Origin of the sequence: Marinicauda pacifica (genome assembly GCF_004793635.1) — a bacterium.
Lineage (GTDB): Bacteria > Pseudomonadota > Alphaproteobacteria > Caulobacterales > Maricaulaceae > Marinicauda > Marinicauda pacifica.
On sequence record NZ_SRXV01000104.1, the window covers coordinates 1 to 304 of the forward strand.

The window sequence follows — 304 nt, forward strand, 5'->3', positions numbered from 1 at the left end:
GGGTCTATGATGCCACTGTTGGCTATGCAGGACTCGGCGATTCTGATATGGATGAGCCTAATCCTGAGCAGGAGGAAAGGTTCATGGAGTCAGCGCAAATGGAGCGCCAAGCGCCCCCTCGAAAAACCCCTCCTGCCCCGCAGAATCCTCCACGTCCGCTTTCCGGTTCGGAGCCGTATCGGGTGTCTATCACGCCGAGCGGCTTGGAAGGTGTGTTCCGATTGGAGCGGCCTGCGGATGCAGAGGGTTTGGTCGAGGCAATCAACGCGTTGAAGGGCTTTCTAGCCCATCCTAAACAGCCGAG

The 304-nt window shown here is 58.2% G+C and carries 1 pseudogene; it reads left to right on the forward strand.

Annotation, left to right across the window (positions count from 1 at the left end):
* Positions 1–304, forward strand: a pseudogene (locus E5162_RS14990) (hypothetical protein); the annotation flags it as partial.